At 57.0% G+C, this 17,327-nt stretch carries 16 protein-coding genes and 3 pseudogenes; 10 read left to right on the top strand and 9 right to left on the bottom strand.

Translation table 11 applies throughout. From position 1 onward, the window contains the following. Positions 1 to 103: 103 nt before the first annotated feature. The 3 genes and pseudogenes from AB6803_RS29775 to AB6803_RS29765 all read left to right on the top strand — a co-directional run bounded on the left by AB6803_RS29775 (position 104) and on the right by AB6803_RS29765 (position 1,914). Entirely contained in the window at positions 104 to 1,162 is a 1,059-nt protein-coding gene (locus tag AB6803_RS29775) for an AI-2E family transporter (protein ID WP_371112255.1), read from the top strand. 146 nt (positions 1,163 to 1,308) lie between these two features. After that, on the top strand, positions 1,309 to 1,527 hold the full coding sequence (locus AB6803_RS29770) for a hypothetical protein (RefSeq protein ID WP_371112254.1): 219 nt from the start codon (positions 1,309 to 1,311) through the stop codon (positions 1,525 to 1,527). An 80-nt stretch (positions 1,528 to 1,607) separates the two neighbouring features. After that, positions 1,608 to 1,914 (top strand): annotated as a pseudogene (locus AB6803_RS29765) (hypothetical protein). Positions 1,915 to 1,980: 66 nt separating this feature from the next. On the opposite strand, the gene AB6803_RS29760 reads toward AB6803_RS29765, so the two are convergent. Continuing rightward, positions 1,981 to 2,463 carry a hypothetical protein gene (locus AB6803_RS29760; protein ID WP_371112253.1) on the bottom strand — a complete coding sequence of 161 codons (483 nt, stop codon included), beginning with the start codon at positions 2,461 to 2,463 and terminating at the stop codon, positions 1,981 to 1,983. Beyond that, positions 2,460 to 3,782 (bottom strand): APC family permease, encoded by a 1,323-nt coding sequence (locus AB6803_RS29755; protein ID WP_371112252.1) that lies wholly within the window; start codon positions 3,780 to 3,782, stop codon positions 2,460 to 2,462. The genes AB6803_RS29760 and AB6803_RS29755 overlap by 4 nt, the downstream gene beginning before the upstream one ends. Positions 3,783 to 4,069: 287 nt before the next feature. Here AB6803_RS29755 and AB6803_RS29750 point away from each other — a divergent pair. Continuing rightward, positions 4,070 to 4,672: pseudogene (locus AB6803_RS29750) on the top strand (flavodoxin family protein). A gap of 62 nt (positions 4,673 to 4,734) precedes the next feature. Here the strand turns inward: AB6803_RS29750 and AB6803_RS29745 are convergent. From AB6803_RS29745 to AB6803_RS29725, 5 genes are all read right to left on the bottom strand, one after another. Further along, positions 4,735 to 5,310: an NUDIX hydrolase gene (locus tag AB6803_RS29745; protein WP_371112251.1), complete on the bottom strand. Its 576-nt coding sequence runs from the start codon at positions 5,308 to 5,310 to the stop codon at positions 4,735 to 4,737. Positions 5,311 to 5,530: 220 nt separating this feature from the next. Then, positions 5,531 to 6,598: a cytochrome P450 gene (locus AB6803_RS29740; RefSeq protein ID WP_371112250.1), complete on the bottom strand. Its 1,068-nt coding sequence runs from the start codon at positions 6,596 to 6,598 to the stop codon at positions 5,531 to 5,533. 262 nt (positions 6,599 to 6,860) lie between these two features. Continuing rightward, positions 6,861 to 7,226: a DUF4174 domain-containing protein gene (locus AB6803_RS29735; RefSeq protein WP_371112249.1), complete on the bottom strand. Its 366-nt coding sequence runs from the start codon at positions 7,224 to 7,226 to the stop codon at positions 6,861 to 6,863. Positions 7,227 to 7,351: 125 nt separating this feature from the next. Then, the gene (locus AB6803_RS29730; RefSeq protein ID WP_371112248.1) at positions 7,352 to 7,585 is read right to left on the bottom strand and encodes a hypothetical protein; all 234 of its coding nucleotides are present in this window, start codon (positions 7,583 to 7,585) and stop codon (positions 7,352 to 7,354) included. Positions 7,586 to 8,067: 482 nt separating this feature from the next. Then, positions 8,068 to 8,256: a hypothetical protein gene (locus AB6803_RS29725; RefSeq protein ID WP_371112247.1), complete on the bottom strand. Its 189-nt coding sequence runs from the start codon at positions 8,254 to 8,256 to the stop codon at positions 8,068 to 8,070. A 163-nt stretch (positions 8,257 to 8,419) separates the two neighbouring features. On the opposite strand from AB6803_RS29725, the gene AB6803_RS29720 reads away from it, so the two are divergent. The 3 genes and pseudogenes from AB6803_RS29720 to AB6803_RS29710 all read left to right on the top strand — a co-directional run bounded on the left by AB6803_RS29720 (position 8,420) and on the right by AB6803_RS29710 (position 11,965). Continuing rightward, positions 8,420 to 9,487 carry an IS110 family transposase gene (locus AB6803_RS29720; protein WP_371112246.1) on the top strand — a complete coding sequence of 356 codons (1,068 nt, stop codon included), beginning with the start codon at positions 8,420 to 8,422 and terminating at the stop codon, positions 9,485 to 9,487. A gap of 278 nt (positions 9,488 to 9,765) precedes the next feature. Next, positions 9,766 to 10,202: pseudogene (locus tag AB6803_RS29715) on the top strand (YbhB/YbcL family Raf kinase inhibitor-like protein). Positions 10,203 to 10,546: 344 nt separating this feature from the next. After that, positions 10,547 to 11,965 (top strand): phospholipase D-like domain-containing protein, encoded by a 1,419-nt coding sequence (locus AB6803_RS29710; RefSeq protein ID WP_371112245.1) that lies wholly within the window; start codon positions 10,547 to 10,549, stop codon positions 11,963 to 11,965. Here the strand turns inward: AB6803_RS29710 and AB6803_RS29705 are convergent. Beyond that, on the bottom strand, positions 11,912 to 12,874 hold the full coding sequence (locus AB6803_RS29705; RefSeq protein WP_371112244.1) for a UPF0104 family protein: 963 nt from the start codon (positions 12,872 to 12,874) through the stop codon (positions 11,912 to 11,914). The genes AB6803_RS29710 and AB6803_RS29705 overlap by 54 nt on opposite strands. Positions 12,875 to 12,953: 79 nt before the next feature. Here AB6803_RS29705 and AB6803_RS29700 point away from each other — a divergent pair, with 79 nt between their 5' ends. The 3 genes from AB6803_RS29700 (at position 12,954) to AB6803_RS29690 (ending at position 16,372) form a co-directional block, all read left to right on the top strand. Further along, a complete protein-coding gene (locus AB6803_RS29700; protein ID WP_371112243.1) occupies positions 12,954 to 13,685 on the top strand; it encodes an endonuclease/exonuclease/phosphatase family protein in 732 nt (243 codons plus the stop codon). A gap of 124 nt (positions 13,686 to 13,809) precedes the next feature. Further along, on the top strand, positions 13,810 to 14,964 hold the full coding sequence (locus AB6803_RS29695) for a polysaccharide pyruvyl transferase family protein (protein WP_371112242.1): 1,155 nt from the start codon (positions 13,810 to 13,812) through the stop codon (positions 14,962 to 14,964). Between the two features lie 106 nt (positions 14,965 to 15,070). Next, on the top strand, positions 15,071 to 16,372 hold the full coding sequence (locus AB6803_RS29690) for a Coenzyme F420 hydrogenase/dehydrogenase, beta subunit C-terminal domain (protein WP_371112241.1): 1,302 nt from the start codon (positions 15,071 to 15,073) through the stop codon (positions 16,370 to 16,372). A gap of 5 nt (positions 16,373 to 16,377) precedes the next feature. Here the strand turns inward: AB6803_RS29690 and AB6803_RS29685 are convergent, their stop codons facing one another. After that, complete coding sequence (locus tag AB6803_RS29685) at positions 16,378 to 17,316, bottom strand: beta-xylosidase (protein ID WP_371112240.1); 939 nt, start codon at positions 17,314 to 17,316, stop codon at positions 16,378 to 16,380. Positions 17,317 to 17,327: the final 11 nt, after the last annotated feature.

Here is a 17,327-nt window from a genome sequence, read left to right as displayed (position 1 = left end):
CGCGCCATGGAACCCGGCCAGGGATAGCGGTGCGGAACTCTGAGCGCCCGTTTCGTCCGCATCTGTATTAAAGCTCAACCAGAAGGACGAAGCGGACGATCGGATGCCCCTTCAGCGATTTAGTTTCTATGTGGTTCTAGTCATGGTGACCGCTGCTTTCATAGCCGTGGTCCTGCCATTCTATTCGGCGATATTCTGGGCCATGGTGTTCGCGATCATCTTCTTTCCCCTTCATGCGCACATTGAAGCAAGATGCGGAAAGCGGAAAAACACGGCCGCTGCGCTTTCCGTCTTGATTTGCCTCTGTCTTGTCATCGTCCCAGGGTTGGTCACCCTAAGCTCGCTTATACAGCAGGGTAACCTGCTCTATGATCGCATCGAGAGTGGTGAAATCGATGTGCGGCGGGTTATCCAGCAGGGGCAGGAAATTTTACCTTCTTTTATTCGGAACGGGCTTCAGGTGCTGGAGATAAATGGCTTCGACGAGTTCCAGGGCCGCATCTCGTCCGCCCTGACGCAGGGCGGTGGGTTCTTTGCCGGACGCGCATGGAACCTGGGCCAGAACACGCTGCAGTTCTTCATCACCTTCGGCGTAACGCTTTATCTATTGTTCTTCATGTTTCGGGATGGGCGCTTTCTTGCCGCCGCGATCAGAAGAGCGCTTCCGCTCAGCGATGCCCATACGCGTCGCTTCACCTCGAAATTCACGTCCGTGGTGCGAGCGACCGTCAGAGGCAATATCATCATCGCCATTGTTCAAGGTTCGATCGGCGGCATCGCGTTCTCGGCGCTCGGCGTCGAACCCGCGCTGCTATGGGGCGTGCTGATGAGTTTCCTGTCGCTCTTGCCGGCGGTCGGGGCCGCCTTAGTCTGGGTGCCCACTGCGGCTTACCTGACACTCGCCGGCCTCTGGACAAAGGCGATTGTCCTGGTGGTCGTCGGCGTCCTCGTCATCGGCCTGGTCGACAACCTCCTGAGGCCGATCCTGGTGGGCAAGGAAACCAGGCTTCCCGACTATGTCGTGCTCGTATCTACCATCGGCGGCATGTCGCTGCTGGGTATCAATGGGTTCGTGATCGGGCCGTTGATTGCGGCCCTTTTCATTGCTGCCTGGGGAATATTCGTGGAAGAGCGGATCTCACCCAGGGTCGATCAGAAGTAAGAAAATATTGCAATTCTCTGAAACCAATACCTGCCTTGCCAGTTTGGCTTGAAACTGGCCATAAAGCCGGAGCCTTGGCCAGCAATGATGGAAGCCGAGCAGTTCAGCTTCGCACGAACGCTACCCTCCTATGGCAGGAGACCAACATGACGGACGAGAAGCTTACCGCTGGTCTGAACGACCGACCCAAAAACGCATCCATCGGCCACAGCGCCGACGGCTTTCCCGACGACAGCAGCCGGCCCGTTGGCGTCAATGACAAAACGATCGTGGCCGCCAAGCGGAGACTTTCCGGCAAGCCTTCGCAAGAACGTCTGAAGGAATTGGAACAGCAGGAAGAGACAGTGCGACTGGAGTCGGATTGACCATTGTGTAGAGCGCTCACTCAAGAGCATGAACGCTGTTTGGAATTCGCAGGAAAGCCGCGAAGACCAGGAGACCGGTAATGGCAGACGACGGCGTCCAGACAATTTTTGCTACGTTCGAGACATGCGAGCCGGCGGATCTTGCCATAGAGCATCTGGTGCAGCAGCATGGCGTCGAACGCGCCGATCTTTTCGTACAATCGAAAGGGGAGCGCAACACCTCCGGCATTGCGCTGTCGGGCGGCGATGTCTCGCATTCGAATGGTCCGAGAGATGATGCCGTATTGAGAGGCGATTGAAGTTTCAGCGGACCTGAAGCGCGACGAAATCGTAAATGCCACAAAAACCTTCCGCGCAGCCGGCGCCCTGACCGTAACAGCGCGGTAATCGATGCCGGCCGATTGATCAGGGAAACCGAAGACGGCGGCACATACAACCGTGCGCTTCTTTTGCTCATTCTCCTGCCTCCCCTTCCCGCGACAGACGCCATGGTACCGTCGCGACGGTTAAACGAGGGCCGCCAAATTTCAGGAGCTGGGTTCTCAGCTTTTTCGCTCTGTTCATGTGAAGCAAACGCTCCCACCATCTATTTTTCACCGTTTCAGGGATAAGAGCGGTCACCTTGCGCTTTGGAGCGTCCGCATCGAGCTTTTCGATGAGGCGCAGGAGCGGCTCGTGCAGTTCACGATAGGGAGCCGGGATCAACATCAACCTCGGCGGTCTCAATCCTCGAGCCGCAACGGGCTCCTCGACCTCGACACGCCACGTGTCGCGCAGAGCATCTTCGCGTTCATCCGTGCCGGCCAGGCGGACGAGGTGCATAGCCACCACGTCGGGCGAGAGCGTCAGGGCGAACTTGATTGCCCGCTCGCTCAGCCTGTCCCACCGTTCGGCAATGACCAGTACCGTTGGAGATTCAACATCTTCGATGGTCATCGGACCGGCGTGGGCAGCTCATGTTCGAGCGAGGTATAGTAGCCCTTGATCGCCTTCAGTAGGATGATTGTTACCGGGATGGCAATCAGGGTTATCAATGCTCCCTCGGTAAATTTTGCCGTCAGGATGACGATCAGCGCCACTCCTGTCGACGCAGCGCCGACGGCGTTTGTCAGCAGCTTCGCCGGGTGTTTTTGAGGTTGGCGTCGCCAGTGCGCCACCATTCCCACCTGCAATACCCTGAACGTAAAGAACGCTCTAATTGCGAATAACGGAATAAGTCTTTCGGTGATTCCACCGAATGAGATCGACAGCAAAGCAGCGATCCCAGAAAGGAAAAGTATCCCGGCTGTGAATACGAGCCGGCGGCCGGGCTGTGCAAAGGCTTTGGGAAGATAACCGTCGGCCGCGACGACGCGGCAAATTCGTGGAAAGCCCACAAAACTCGTATTGGCGGATAGGGAAAGAATGCAAAGCAAGCTCGACATGGCTATATAGTAAAAGACGCCATGGCCGACGACGGCGCCAAGCAGTTGCGATAAAACGCTCTTATAGCCGTCCCTCGTCTGATCCATTGCGCCAATCTCGAACCAGGTTACGATCGTCGCAATCCCTCCGCGCAGCAGGCCGAGAACGACAACAATAATGGTCAGGGTGATGTAGGCGTTCCTTATGATTGGCTCCTTGAACGAACCGATCACATTGGAAACAGCCTCCACCCCCGTCACCGCCGTACAGCCGCTGGCAAAGGCATGCATGAGAAGCCAGCCGGCGGCGGCGGTTTCAGGCGGTCCAAGCGGAGGAGGCGCAACGATCGGCCGAGGATTGCCTTCCGCGACTATCCTGATCAGGCCGTAGCCGACCGATCCCAGGAAGCAGACGATGAAAAGATAGATAGGCAAGGCAAATAGCCAGCCAGCTTCGCCCGTTCCTCTCAAATTTGCGATCGTGATGATGGCAACGATGCCAAAGCAAAGCGGCTGTATATACGGATGAAGACTTGGCATCGCGGAGACAAGGACCCCCACGCCTGAGGAGATGCCCACAGCGACGTTGAGAACGTAATCAATCATCAGGGCAGCGGCGGCGAGCAAACTTGGATATTCCCCGAGATTCTCCCTGGCTACGGCATAGGCTCCTCCGCTCGTTGGATAGGCCGCCAGCGTCTGTCGGTAGGAGACATAGAGGACCGCCAACAGCGCTATGACGAAAGCCATGACCGGGCCAAGGTACCCCATGCCCCAGGCGCCCAAGGGCAGGAGAATAGTGAGTTCGGCTTCGGGACCGTAAGATGACGAGCCGAGACTATCCAGTCCCATTGCCGGCACGGCTTCTATCCAGCCGATCTTCTTGTCTTTATGTTCGCGATTGGCGAGACGTCGGCCAAATACAAGCGTAGCGAAACTGAATGTTTGCTCCAGGGAATACCGCTTTCCGCATCGAACTTCTTGTTGGCATTCCCGTTCCTTCGGCTGAAAGTATTCCGAGCACAGGTGTCGGAAACTGGGTTCATTATCCCCTACTGACGATCGACGCAGAATGGGATGCTCAGGGGAACGATGAGCGTTGCTGAAAATTAGGGCTGAACCTGACCGAGGAGCACACCATGGTCATCAGCGCTAAAGCCCTGAATGCGACACTAAATCAAGCAACGGAAAGCCGTCCTCCACCGATCGAATGCTCTCGCTCGTTGCGGACGCCATGAGGCTGCAAAATGTGCAGACAAGAACGATTCGCCTTGTCGATCACAACATTCTTCCCGGTGTTAAATCCGACGAAGGGGCTGGCGATGCCTGGCCTGATATCCGTAAGATGATCCTTGACGCAGACATTCTCATTTTTTGGAACACCCATCTGGACGGGACTGGCATCAAGCGTCGCAAAACGTGCGTTGGAACGCCTGGATGCGTTCTTGTCGGAGCCGGACGAGCATGACCGAATGGTGTCTTATGGCCGTGTCGCCGCTGTCGCGGTGGTGGGCAACGAGGATGGTGCGCACCACGTTTCAGCGGAAATCTATCAGGCTTTGAACGACGTTGGCTTTCGCGAATGCCGTTGCGTATTGGGGCGGCAGGCCTTGGGTAGCACTAATTTCGTCGACCTCGAGAAGGTTCCGGATGTCGTTACCGAGACAACCGATATGCTCGCGCGAAACACGGTGCATTTAGCAAAGCTGCTTGGCCAGAACCAATATCCGGGCGAAAAGTGAGTGGACGCCAGCACAAGGTGCTTTGGAAGGACGCGCCCGCATGATCGGCCTGCCCGCGTGTGTCAATCGATGTTCTCAAGCGGAGAAATTGTGCAGTATCGACCCGTCTCCAGCGCCATGAACAGTGCTGACACATGCAGCGCCTGGCAAATAGCTCCGGCGAGAGCCTGCTTGATGACTATCGGCACCGGCGTGAGATGGATGTTAACTTTTTCCGTAGGATCGTCGGCCGGCTGCATCGTCTGCACGACGTTCCTGGCAAGAACTATATGGCTGAAGTTGTTCTGGTTGGCTGGATTCGGGCAAAGCCGACCGCAATACAGCCAGTCATCGCTCGTGTAGCCTGTTTCCTCCAGAAGCTCGCGTTTGGCTGCTTCCAGCGGTGCTTCCCCGGCATCGATGCCGCCGCCCGGCACCTCCAAGGAGTTTGCAGCGATGCCGTGGCGATATTGTTCGATCAATATCACGTTTCCGGTCCGATCGATGGCAACGACGTGCACCCAATCCGGATAGGACAAAACATAATAGGGCGCTATGACTGCTCCCTCGGCTGTCAAACAATCATCCGCGCGAACGTCGATCCATCGGTCCTTCAGAACTACTTTCGAAGACTGGACCTGCCATGGCAGCAAATTCATCGTTACGAGACCTCCGGATCATCAAATAAGTACATAGCGCGCTTTATCGAAACTCAAGTTCTTCGCTTGCGAGTGCCAATTGGTCGTGTAGGATAAGAAGTGCTGAACCAGGTGCCAATGGTCATCGAGCTGCATCAAGATGCACTTTCAGCGCGACGGGATACCGCCTTGCGAATATTGACGATGATCAATCCGCTTTGCGGACCTGTCGGAATTTCATTCAAGGGATGGAAAGATCCTGAGGAGCGATCTCATAGGTCATATGTCTGCAGAAAAGCTTCACGGCTTCTTTCATGATATCGATGGTAATTCGCTCGCCGGGACAGCGGTGCGTCGCCTCGGTTCTTCCCGCGCCTTGAGGAATGAAGCTATAATTCTGATCCTTCCATGAGAGCTGACGCTGCGGTTTGAGCCGATGCGGTTCGGGAAAGAATCTTGGATCATGTATGGTGCCATAGAGATCGCAGAGCAGCCATTGACCCGCCTGAATGCCATAGCCTTGCCAGTCCAGCTCCTGTTTCGCGACCGCGCCGACGAAAGGGAAAAATGGAAAGCAACGACGGACCTCTTCGGCGAAATCGTCGAGGAATTCATCGTTTCCTGTCTCAAACAGATCGCACCAGGCAGGATTGTTGTGGAGCGCCAATGCGACGAACACGATATATCGGGCGATCGCGACGATTGGGCGAACAATATTGAGGAGCTCGACCGCCGCAACTGACGCAGGCAGCAAACCGCTGTCTTCGTCCCGATGCCAGGCGATCGCCGCAATCGGCGAACCTTCGGCGACTTGAACTGAGCCGTTACGAATGCCGTCAAACGTTCTTTCGAGTTCCGCCTCGAGGCGTGTCCGGCGCCGCAATGTCCACCAGGTTCGAGGGCCGAAGTGCCCGGCATTTTGGACCATGTCCGACAGAACCGTAGGGTCTTTTTCGAGCACCGCCATCGGTGTCGATGTCCACTGAAAAGCGGTCTCGGCCAGCAGTTGAGCAATATCCGGCGCGGCCTCGATCTGCTCGCGCTTCTGCCATTCCGTGAGGCGGCGAAGCGAGCGTTCTCTGAATATGTCCATCAGTCGCGCAAGGCTCTCCTCGTCCTCCATCAATAGTCGTAGGAACAGTGCTTTGCGATGCCGATGTGCTGGCCCATCCAATTGTTGGACACTACCCTTATTCTGTAGAAGGCGCAGGACCGTGGTCGGCATGCCGCCGACTCTCGTCAGTCGGGTATCGCCATAAAACAGCATGGCGGCGTGGGGTCCTCTCATGCAGACGACGTCTCGCAGCATCAACCGGCTCCTGAAGACATCGGACCGCAATCGCTGACATCGTCGACCGATGAAACCATACCCGTCACGAAGTAGCGAAAATGTGGAATCGAAAGATCCGTCGCGAGGAATTTCCTGCAAGATGTGTTTCTCCTGTCTTGCATTGCCGTCGGGAGGGCAACAGCGCGTCTTGTTGATTGCAGGATGCCTAACCTTATGATAGGTCGTATGTTCCGACGTTGGATGTTGCGGCGAAGACAGAGCGAGGTCCCAGCCATTCGAGCTAGGGCGTCGATGACAGCAACTTATTGACGACATCGATGATGACGGTTGCCGGTAGCGGGGCATAGGATCTCAACTTGGTCGTGCCATCACGCCCCACCAATACTATTTCGAAATCGTCATCGGATGGGCCTTCGAGGTCGCTGCGAATGTCGTCTGCATTGAGCTCGTGAGGCTCCTCGAATAGCTGGAATACTCCGCCGCCGGCAATCCTCAGCACGACAATGTCGCGCTCGGTCATACTCTTTTCGTGGTGTAAAAGCTCCTCCTCCTGTCTGGCCGGCCGGTCATCGTTGGAGCCTTCGAAGATCACGAGGACGTTGCACCTGTCACGGAACGAGGCAAGGCTCGGACAAGGATCGGTCACTTTATCGCCTGTTCCAGCGAGTTCTCTGAAAAGGGACCTGAGCATCGAGAATTCTCCTTATGCAAAGTATTGTGCGGCAGTATGCGATAAACGCCGGTCAGAGCGGCGCTTCGGTCGCAATCGCGTCACACCTCACAAAAAATCTGCCCCTGAAGATTGAGGCTGCCTCGCATGTGCGAGATGCGACGCGCTGCGTCCTCCATATCATATGCCCAAAAGCTGATGCTGAAGGTCCGGCGGTCAAACTCATACTCTGCGAGAAAGCGATACATGTATCGTCCGGAATCATCGATGGTGCGAAATTTGATCTCTGGCTTGCTCTCTTCCCGCCAGGCTTTCGAAAACTTGATAACGGTCATCGCAAAAACTCCTGTTTGATGCACCTCCCAGACCGAACCAGCCAAGAGGCCGTTTGTTGCCAATCGAGATGACAATCGAGGGGATTTTTGCAACCTCCAGCGCCGATCATAATGTTCGAGGCTTCGGAAGCAATGACCGGCTTGCCGGCTTAGGCCATGAACAAAACATGGGTAGCAGGAGGCAAAAATGAGTGCATCCCATACAACGACTGATCACGATCTGATCCGAAAATGGGCCGAGGCTAGGAATGGTCACCCGGCGCGGGTCAGGAGAGCGAAAGACGGTGGCATTCTGCGGATGTACTTTGGCAAGCCTGAGGAATCGCTCGAGGAAATTTCCTGACGGAGTTCTTCCGGACCACGGCCGTCCGCCGGGAAAAAGCTGATCATGACATCACCAAAGCACCGAAAGACGAACAAACCAGGGCAATCTGTATTTGAACAACGATCCCGACATAAAGAACCCGTTGGACGACGAAGAGCTACAACGCGAAAATACGGTGGAGGGCGACGTCGCCAACGACACCACGCCACAGGGCGGTGTCGATCCCCGTAAGCGAGACCGCATCAATAAATAGGTTTCTATTCACCGCGGCATTCCAGGGAACAATGAGGCCCCGGTATTGTTCGGCGGAAGGTTTGGGAAACCAGTACGGCGCATGTGTCGTCATCAACGGTCACCCGCGATATTGACAGGAGGTGGCGTGAAAGAGGCCGCGCCCAGCATTGAAAGAACGGATTTCTGAGATGCAGATGATCTTGGGACAGTCACGCCTTGCGTCGTTTGGCTTACCTTACTTGGGTTTTCGGGAACTCAATAGAGGAGAGCAAAGCGTGACTGCACCCTATGATTATCACATCGGCGTGGATTATCACAAAAGCTACAGCCACCTGGTCGTGCAGGATTCCGCCGGGAAGACGCTACGATCCGGGCGTGTGAAGAACGACCGCCAATCGCTCGGCTCGTTTCTGGAGCGGTATCGGGATAACAGCCACGCTGTTGTCAAAGCGACGCGCAACTGGATGGTGATGTACGACTGGCTCGACGACATTTGTGACGATGTCGTCCTCGCCCATCCCTTAAAGGTGAAGGCGATCGCCGACGCCAAGATCAAAACGGACAAGATTGACGCGACGGTCCTGGCGCATCTTCTTCGCGCCGATCTCGTGCCTAAGGCGTGGGCTCCCGGCGAGAAGGCGCGGGAGCTTCGCGTCGCCCTTCGCGAGCGAATGTTTTACGTGCGGCTGCGCACGATGACGAAGAACCGGATCGTGACGGTATTCGATCGTTACCCGGAGCAGACGGCACATTTGAAGAGGCAGGGTGATTTGTTCGGCAAGACCGGCCGCCAGCAGCTCGCTGCGATCAGAGTGTCGGAGATCGATCGCATCCAGATCGACCGCGGGCTGGAGTTCGTCGGCGACATTGACGGGCGGATCAAGCAGTCGGAAGCAACGATCCGGGCGATGACCAAGACCAACGGCAACGTGAAGCTGCTCAAAACCATCCCTGGTATTGGAGAGTTCTTCGCTCGGCTGATCGACGCTGAGATCGATGACATCTCTCGCTTTCGTAATCCGAAGAAGCTGGCTGCCTATGCCGTCCTGGTTCCCTCGACCTATTCGAGCGGCGGCAAGACCTATCACGGCAAGATCATCAAGCAGGGCAACAAGTGGTTACGCTGGGCCTTCGTCGAGGCGGTGGCGCCGGCCATCGCTACCGACCCGCGGCTACGAGCCCAATACGAACATCTGAAGTTCAGAGGAACCAACAAGGCGCGTGTCGCCATCGCGCGCAAACTTTTGACGATCACCTTCCAGATTCTGCGTGACCAGCGTCCCTATGAACGGCGCGCTGATGGTGAGGAAGGTGCATTGTCGACGATATCCCGGCTGTCCTGATGATGGTTTAGCGAGCCCGGCAGGTCTGGGCTGCGCTCTTACAGGAGAATGGGAAGCCGGGAGCCGAACGCCACTATGTGTCCGAAGCCGAAGAGGAAACGGCATCAGGGTCACGAATTGGAGAATGGTTCAGCACCGCAGGACGGCAAAAGCCCCGTCCTGCGAACGGAGAAGATTTACCGGTCGGCAAAAATGCCGGTCAAAACGCAACCGAACCCAGGGAAAAGCCACGCGGAACAAGCGATTTTGCCCTTGAGTTCTTTCATTGGAGAACCATCATGGCTTTGGCTTTGATCAGCAAAGCCTTTGCGCGAGATCAGCCGATCCCCGATAAATATACGCGCAAGGGCGACAATCTCTTGCCGCCGCTCGCCTGGAGCGACGCTCTCGATGAGAGCAGGAACTTTGCTCTAGTCGTCGAGGATCTGGATGCTCCGAGCGGCACGTTCCGCTACTGCGGTATCGCCAACATCCCGGCTCAGTGGACCGCGCTTCGCGAAAGCGCCGATACGGCGCCGGAGCGCCCGCCGTGGTTCTATAAGAATGATTTCGGCGATGCTCACTATGACAGCCCGCAGCCCCCTGGCGATCGCCCTCATCACGGCATCTTCTGTCTTGCCGCCCTCAACGTCCCGAAACTTTCGAGGCCGGATGAGCAGAGGCAAAAAAACATACGCTGGCAGAAGCGAGCGTTACAGGCACGTTTGCCTGGTAAGCCGGGCATTTGCACGCTTAGGAGAAAGACAATGGCCCATGCAGGAAAAAGCGCATCGGTCGCGGTGCCCAATGCAGGGGCGATGCGTCAGGCGCAAGATCGATGCTTAACGACAGTCGCGTCGAGAAAAATGCCGTGCTTTCCAACAGATACAAGGAACAGCAATCGAAGAAACCGGGCCTCGACAGTCAAAATGTCGAGACGGAGAAATATCTCGATCACCCAGGAAGTCGACATTTGGTTCCGTGACGCAGGAAAGGCGACCGCTACCGCAAGCATTCATCTGCCAGGCAATAGGAACGGTGTGGCAGACGACGTATCGAAAAGGAGCAATTGGTCCTGCCATGCTGCTGAAAGCCGAAGATGAACAGTTGCAAGGTACTGCCGCGAAGGCGGCGTTCCTCATCAACGGCAGCGACTATTTTTCCCGGCTCGCCCATATGCTGCAGCGTGCCCAACGCCGGATCTGGATTATCGGATGGGATTTCAATCCGGAGATCCGGCTTGAGCCTAGAAAATCCGAGGGAACGTTGGGTGAATTGTTGGAGGCACTGGCCGATGCCAAACCCGATCTCGAGATTCGAATCTTGATTTGGGCCTTGGGACCGCTTTACTCCGAAAAATCGATGAAAGTGCTTCGCAAGGCGAGCTTTCCAAGGAGTGATCGCATCGATCTGCGGTTTGCGGTTCAGCCGGCGATACGAGGATGTCATCATCAAAAACTGGTTTGCATCGACGATTCCCTCGCCTTCATCGGTGGCATCGATCTAACGTCACGGCGCTGGGACACACGCGGCCATAGAGTTCGTGACCAGCTGAAGCGCGATCCTGGAGGCGTCTTGTACGAACCGCTTCACGACCTGCAGGCAATGGTATCTGGGGATGCCGCAAGGCTTATCGCCGCAGTGGCGCAGCGACGCTGGCTGGATGCCACAGGCGAAAAATATAAACCTTTGCCAACGCGGACAGATTTACCATGGCCCGATCTCGGCGTGTCGCTGTACGATATTCCGATCAGGCTTGCGATAACGGAGCCGGCTACCTTGTTCAGGAGCGGCCTTGGTCAGGGAATTGCTCTTACCCGGAAAGTCATCGCCGCAGCCAGACATCAGCTCTATATCGAGACGCAATATCTGGCGTCGTTCAATGTTGCCAAAGCCATCTCAGCGCGCCTGCGGGAGGAGCACGGGCCTGAGGTCGTTATCGTGTGCACGCGCAAATCCCACGGCCTGATCGAAAACCTTATCATGGGAGGGAATCGCGACAGGATAATCCGCCTGCTCAAGGAGGCCGATCGTCATGGTCGGTTGCGTATTTTCTATCCTGTCGTTCCGGATGGCGAAAAGCAGTTCGAATTGCTCGTTCATTCGAAACTTCTGATCGCCGACGATACTTTGCTTCGCATCGGCTCCTCGAATCTCAATCACCGATCAGAGGGGCTTGATACGGAATGCGACATTGTCTTTGAAGCCCGCGGGCTCGACCATCGCCTGGCTATCAATGAGCTTCGCAACGTGCTTCTGGCGGAATATCTCGGCTGCGCCGCGATAGCCGTTAGAGACGCCTTTCGACAGAGCGGATCGCTGATTGATGCGATTGCGATCTTGAATGGTGGACCTCGCTGTCTCAAGTCATTTGCACCGGATTGTAAAAAAACACGGCCAATTCCAGGGACCGCCATATTCGATCCCGCGCGCCCATTCGGTCGATCAGGCTCGCGTCGTCTTGTTGACCACCTCCGCCGAATTCTTCGCTCGAGCTGAACGATGTCGGAACACCAATTCGCCAATGATTAGAAGCGTGGTCCCCAGCAGGAGCGGGATCAGGAAATAGATGCAGCGAAAAGCGACCAGGGCGCCGATGGAGGCGGCATCCGGGACGATATAGGCAACGGTCGTTTCGATTACGCCGAGACCACCGGGAACATGGGTCATCAGGACAGCGGCATTGGCGAGCACGAAGGCGGCCACGGATTGAAAGAAGGCGATGTCGGCGAAAGCCGAAAGCAGTTGATGCAGACAACCCGACACGAAGACGAAATTCAAGGCGCCGATCATGATTTGCGGCAAAGCCAGGCAAAGCCGCGGCAGCTCAAAGGACCATCGCCACAATGTCAATCGTTGCCGCAAAAGCACGGACAGCAGTGCATAGGCAACCGGAAGGAGGAGAATGAGCGCACCAACTACGCGAATGTTCTCGGCATCCGATTGCAACAGGACCGAGGCATCCGCGGGATCGACAATCAATGCGATGCCCGCGAGCGTGATCAGCCCGAGACCAACCGTGACACCGCAAAAAAGTATGATCTTCGCGACCTCCTCCATGCTCAGGCCCCAGCGCGAATAATAGCGATACCGGAAAGCGCCGCTGCTCAGGCCCGCAAAGCCGATATTGTGACCCATCGAGAGGCTGACAAAAGAAGCGAATGCAATTTTGCGGTAAGGCAAGGACTTGCCAAGCCAGATGACGCCCAGGGTATCGAAGCCGGTGAGGCAAAGGTAGGATGCCGCAGCGCAAAGAAATGCAAGAAAGAGGTGCCAACACGGTATGGCCCGTAGCGAGCTCCTGATTTCATCGAAACTGTAGTGCTGCAGCATGCGATACAGAAGCGAGAAAGCCAGGAAGATCGCCGCAATGAGCAGACCGTTCCAGATCAGACGTTTCGACTTCATCGGTCATCCTTCTTCTTCCGCGAGCATGCGACATAGTTCACAGGTTGGAACGATTGGCCGAGTTCGGTGTTCCTCGGCCATGGCCAATGGAAGATCGATCCGAGTTCTGACCTACAACGTGCATAGCTGCGTCGGTACGGATCGAAAGATCGATCCTGGCCGGATTGCGGCGATCATTGCGGAAGCGCGGGCCGACATCGTGGCGCTCCAGGAGATCGACGTTCGCCGGCGCAGAACCGGCGGCGTCGATCAGGCGAGCCTGATTGCTTCCTTGTTGAAGATGGAGGCGCATTTCAACCCGGCCATGACGATCGCCGAGGAGCAATATGGAGATGCCCTCATAACCGATCTGCCGACGAGAGCGATCAAGGGCGGTCCGTTGCCTTCACTGGGCGAACAGCGAGGGGCACTTTCCGTCGAGATCATGGTCGGAAACAGGAAATTGCATGTCATCAATACCCATCTCGGCCTTCGGGGGCGCGATCGCATCCAGCAAATGACGACGCTCCTCGGCCCGGCATGGCTGCAAAGCGGCAAGGATCCAACCTCAACCATCCTTTGCGGGGATTTCAACGCTGTTCCTGCCTCCGCGACGTATCGGCTGGTCGCTCGCAGGCTGAAAGACGCTCAGCTTTCCGACGGCCGGTTGGCAAAGCCGACCTTTCCCTCGCGCTATCCAATGGTGAGACTGGATCACATTTTTGTAAGCCGCGATCTTGCCGTCATCAACGCGGCCGTGCCCCGAAATCGGCTGACCAGCCTAGCGTCCGACCACCTGCCATTGATTGCGGAGATCAACCTAGCCGACTAGGCCCATACCCGCGTTTCGACGAGATCCATGCTCATGTAGGGGAACAATTGCGGGGCCGCTCGGTTTGAGGTTCAAACCACCTTGTCCCGCAGCGCCAATTTTTCCTTCAGTATCGTGAGCGACCATGTCCGATTTGATCCGTTTTTCTCCTCGCCGGCATTCGCCAAACCATCTCGATGCAGGTGTCGCTTCGGGCAATCGCGGCCGCGATAAGGTGGGCGTGCTGACCTTTCACCGCTGCATAAATTATGGGTCCTACTGGCAAGCCCGGTGTTTGGTCGAAGGGCTGCGCTCGATCGGGTTGGACCCGGTTCTGTTGGAACACAGATCGGCGAGCGTCGACCGGGCGGAGTGGCGTTGCGCGTTTCAGCCGCAGCTTCCGGCCAAGACCAGACCGGATGACTATTCTCTGTACAAGCGCAAGATACGCAAATTCTTCGATGCGTTCGCCGCACTGCCGCTCTCGTCGCCGTTCGCGCTGGAACATCCCGCCGACGCGCAAGAGTTTCCGCTCGTGGTCGTCGGCAGCGACGAGGTGTGGAACCTTCGGCATCCCTGGTACGGCGGCTGCCGTCTGTTCTATGGCGAGGGACTGCGCTCCAGCCGCCTGGTCTCCTATGCAGCGACATTTGGAAACGTGAGCGTTCCGGACCGCTTGAAGGGGCATTGGGCCGAACAGTTGCGCCGCTTCTCGCGGATTTCCGTTCGCGACCTCAATTCGAAGCGGCTGATAGAGGATGTGCTCGGGATAGAGGCCGAGCTGGTGCTGGACCCATGCCTGCAATTTCCGCAGCCGATTTGGAAGGCGGGCAGGGCGGAGCCGCAGCCGGCTTATATCGCCGTTTACGGGCATAGTTTCCCCGGCTGGTTTCAGCGGGCCGTGCGCCAATGGGCTGATGAGCGATCGATCAAGCTGATCAGCATCGGCTATCGAAACAGCTGGGCGGACCGGCAATGGATCGACGCCGGGCCTGTGGATTACGCTCGCTTTATTGCCGGCGCAACGGCGGTGGCGACGAATTTCTTCCACGGCTGCGTCTTTTCACTCGTGAACGACAAGCCCTTTGCCTGCGTTCTTTCGGACTATCGGTCGAACAAGCTGCGCGATCTGACCACAGTGATTGGTGCCGAGCGAAATGTCATATCCGAGCGCTCATCTGCCTTATCGCTCGACACGGTTCTTACCAACCCGCCGGGAGCAATGATCTTCCGGCGCATCGCGGCCCTGCGTCACAACTCCAGCTCCTATCTCCAGCATGTCGTTCAGCGGCCGTCTTGAACCACGCGCGCCTTCGGCGCGACCAAACCCGCGTGAGATCATCCGTTCTGGGCTCTGTGTCGGTTGTGGCGCTTGTGCCGCCCCGTCAAGGAATGGCCGCGTTCGAATGACGTTCGATCGCTACGGTCAATTGAAACCGAGGGGCAATCATCGCTGGCTTCAGGATCGAGAAGGGGATTTCCCACGCATTTGTCCCTTCTCCCCCTCCGCAAAGAATGAGGATGAACTGGCCGAGCGTCACTTCCCGGTGGCACGAATCAGAAATGACATGCTCGGTCGCTTCGAGGCGGCATTTGTCGGTCATGCCGACGAAGGAGAATTTCGGGCCAACGGAAGTTCTGGCGGCATGGTCACCTGGGTCGCGGCGGAACTGCTGCGGCTGGGGCTTGTCGATGGCGTGGCGCATGTAACGGCGAACGACCCGACCGGCAGCGACGACCGTTTGTTCCGCTATACGATATCCCGCAGTTCGGATGCGTTGAGCGCCGGCGCGAAATCCCGGTATCATCCGGTCGAGATGTCTGAGATATTCGACACGATCAGGCATGTGCCTGGCCGGTACGCGATCATCGGCATTCCGTGCTTCATCAAGGCCGTGAGACTGTCCTGTTTGGCGGACCCAATTTTGAACGAGCGCATCGCTTTCACGCTCGGGCTCTTTTGCGGGCATATGAAAAGCGCGCGCATGGCGGAAAGTTTTGCCTGGCAGATGGGGCAGGATATTCACGACGTGGAGCGGCTCGACTATCGGATGAAATGCCCCGAGCGGCCGGCGAACTGGTATCGCGCGCAATTGACTCTGCGGAACGGCGATACCCGCAGCCGCGATTGGTGGGATTTGGCGGATGGCGATTGGGGCGCCGGGTTCTTTCAGAACGCCGCCTGCAATTTCTGCGACGATGTTGTCGCCGAAACCGCTGATATCGCCTTTGGCGATGCCTGGAGAGAGCCCTATTCGGCGGATGGGAGGGGGACCAATGTGTTGGTCGTTCGGTCGCCGGAGCTGCTCGAGATCATTCGCGGCGGAATGGAATTCAAAAGGATCGAATTGTCGGCCGTCGATGCGCCGTTCGTGATCTCCACCCAGGCGGCGGGGTTTCGCCAACGCCGTCAAGGTCTGGCTTTTCGGTTGACCTGGCCGCGATGGCGTCTGCGGCCGCGCAAGCGCGTTATTGCGGCAAGGCGTGGGTTGAGAGCTAGACGCATGATGATCTACGCTATGCGGTACGCAATCAGTCTTTGGAGCCATCGCGTCTTCTGGCTCGCGCGGCTGCTGCGCTGGCCCGGCCTCTATCTAGTATGGGCACGGAGCATGCTGACCTGTTACCACAGCCTGGCCTATTCCCGCGGCGCTTTGGGACGAATGCTGGACCGGCTCGGCGCGTCGGGCGCCGAGGGCCACGATTGAATGGTTCAGGACACAGTCGCTATCGGAACCGATTGCGATATCGAACTACCATCCTGCCCCGGTGCATAGCGCTCCACCATTTCGCTGCAAAACGCGGCGAATTCCTCGGGCACCAGCGGCGCGCTTGTATGATGCGGAGCGATGCCCCGATGCTCCGGGGTGAAGCAGAAGGTTACTGTTACCTCGAAGTCCTCGAGACTGCGCATCTGCCGGTCGAACCAGTCGAGCGCATTGGGTCGGAACCTGTCCGCCCAGGAGAGCCCCGTGCGCACCGATTTGACGCCGAGCCGCTTCATCCAGGATACGGCTTCGTCTAGCCTCGGGTCCTCGAAATGAAACCATTGCACAAGCCCAAGGTTCGGCGTTTGTCGGGAAAACTCCTCCAAGGCCGGCTTCGGAGCGCCGTCCTCGCGTAAGATCCCCATGTAATAATGTCGGTAATAGGAGGAGCCTTCGGCCTCTCGATGGCGCGTCGTCGCTTCCCATGACCGGGGAAGATCGTAGAGGCTGTACCATTGGCATCGCGCCACCTTTCCCCTGAGCAGTTCGACGGTGCGCTTTAGCCCCCATAGCTGCACGTCCTCGGCACCGAAACTGGACACGCCAACCTCGCTGACCCAAATCGGAAGATCGGTTACCTCTTTGATCTCGTCGATCTTCTTTGGCCATTCGTCGATTTGCCAAAGGTTCCAGTCGAGCGGGAAACCATGGACGGCGACCGCATCGACGTGATCGAGCACGCCGTGGTCCTTCATGCGGCCGATAAATGCGGGATCGATCGGCGAAATCCCCCCCAGGACTTTGGTGATGACCGGATTTTTCGCGGCGATGGCGTCGGCGGCAAGCGTTGCCATATGGGAAAAGCGATGCCAGTCGGGATCGACTTCCGGATCCCAATGAGACTTGTTGTTCGGTTCGTTCCAGATCATTGCTGCTTCGATCATGAAGTTCTCCC

This window comes from Rhizobium sp. RCC_161_2, from assembly GCF_041355235.1.
In the GTDB taxonomy this organism is placed as follows: Bacteria; Pseudomonadota; Alphaproteobacteria; order Rhizobiales; family Rhizobiaceae; genus Rhizobium.
Note: the sequence above shows the minus strand (reverse complement) of the source record. Positions and strands in the feature narration are given on the sequence as shown.

What these genes read in the sequence shown, in the direction of transcription:
- AB6803_RS29775 (WP_371112255.1), top strand. Translation starts at nt 104, where the DNA reads ATGCCCCTTCAGCGATTTAGTTTCTATGTGGTTCTAGTCATGGTGACC.
- AB6803_RS29770 (WP_371112254.1), top strand. Translation starts at nt 1,309, where the DNA reads ATGACGGACGAGAAGCTTACCGCTGGTCTGAACGACCGACCCAAAAAC.
- AB6803_RS29760 (WP_371112253.1), bottom strand. Translation starts at nt 2,463, where the DNA reads ATGACCATCGAAGATGTTGAATCTCCAACGGTACTGGTCATTGCCGAA.
- AB6803_RS29755 (WP_371112252.1), bottom strand. Translation starts at nt 3,782, where the DNA reads ATGGGACTGGATAGTCTCGGCTCGTCATCTTACGGTCCCGAAGCCGAA.
- AB6803_RS29745 (WP_371112251.1), bottom strand. Translation starts at nt 5,310, where the DNA reads ATGAATTTGCTGCCATGGCAGGTCCAGTCTTCGAAAGTAGTTCTGAAG.
- AB6803_RS29740 (WP_371112250.1), bottom strand. Translation starts at nt 6,598, where the DNA reads ATGCTGCGAGACGTCGTCTGCATGAGAGGACCCCACGCCGCCATGCTG.
- AB6803_RS29730 (WP_371112248.1), bottom strand. Translation starts at nt 7,585, where the DNA reads ATGACCGTTATCAAGTTTTCGAAAGCCTGGCGGGAAGAGAGCAAGCCA.
- AB6803_RS29725 (WP_371112247.1), bottom strand. Translation starts at nt 8,256, where the DNA reads ATGACGACACATGCGCCGTACTGGTTTCCCAAACCTTCCGCCGAACAA.
- AB6803_RS29710 (WP_371112245.1), top strand. Translation starts at nt 10,547, where the DNA reads ATGCTGCTGAAAGCCGAAGATGAACAGTTGCAAGGTACTGCCGCGAAG.
- AB6803_RS29705 (WP_371112244.1), bottom strand. Translation starts at nt 12,874, where the DNA reads ATGAAGTCGAAACGTCTGATCTGGAACGGTCTGCTCATTGCGGCGATC.
- AB6803_RS29700 (WP_371112243.1), top strand. Translation starts at nt 12,954, where the DNA reads ATGGCCAATGGAAGATCGATCCGAGTTCTGACCTACAACGTGCATAGC.
- AB6803_RS29695 (WP_371112242.1), top strand. Translation starts at nt 13,810, where the DNA reads ATGTCCGATTTGATCCGTTTTTCTCCTCGCCGGCATTCGCCAAACCAT.
- AB6803_RS29690 (WP_371112241.1), top strand. Translation starts at nt 15,071, where the DNA reads ATGACGTTCGATCGCTACGGTCAATTGAAACCGAGGGGCAATCATCGC.
- AB6803_RS29685 (WP_371112240.1), bottom strand. Translation starts at nt 17,316, where the DNA reads ATGATCGAAGCAGCAATGATCTGGAACGAACCGAACAACAAGTCTCAT.